The sequence below is a fragment of the Bacillus sp. AFS001701 genome (assembly GCF_002559405.1).
GTDB lineage: Bacteria > Bacillota > Bacilli > Bacillales > Bacillaceae_G > Gottfriedia.
In genome coordinates, this window is the sequence record NZ_NTZO01000313.1 from 1 (window position 1) to 550 (window position 550).

The following is a 550-nucleotide window of genomic DNA, read 5'->3' on the forward strand; positions in this document are numbered from 1 at the left end:
TTGCTAAATCAAAGTATCTTATTGCAGCGCTTATATCTCCAATTTCATAAGCTACTTTTCCTGATAGAAATTCTCTTTCCCCTGAGTCGATTCTATCAAGATTACAGCTGTAAATTACTTCTGCCCATTTCTTAGCTTCAATAAAATTATTAATCAGGAGATTGGTCTCACTTAGATAAAAAGCAAAATGATAACTATCATCGTAGATACCTTTTGGATCGGGTAAAGCATCCCAAGCTTCTTCAAGATATTTAATTGAGTCTTCGTAGTTTCCTAAATCGAACTCCTGGTTACTTTTATCGGATAGTAAAGATATACTCTGTTCAAGTTCAAGATTTGATATTTTCAACCTTAATTCCCCCTATATTAGCTCTTGTATAAGCTTTAAATACTTTGGATCTTCCTCTTCAAATATGCTTTGATCTTCCAACATATAGGCTTTCAACAAATATTCCTTTGCCTTTTCTTCTTCATAGGTTTCATATAAGTTTTGACCCAATCTCAGTAGTATGAAAGGATTTGCCATTCCTTCAGGACAATTAAAAGCATC

Annotated in this window: 1 protein-coding gene and 1 pseudogene; both read right to left on the minus strand. The window is 33.3% G+C overall.

What is annotated here, in order from left to right; translation table 11 throughout:
• A partial coding sequence (locus CN514_RS18775; protein WP_098233914.1) for a hypothetical protein occupies nucleotides 1-349 on the minus strand: 349 nt, incomplete at its 3' end.
• A 12-nt stretch (nucleotides 350-361) separates the two neighbouring features.
• Nucleotides 362-550 (minus strand): annotated as a pseudogene (locus tag CN514_RS25815) (tetratricopeptide repeat protein); the annotation flags it as partial.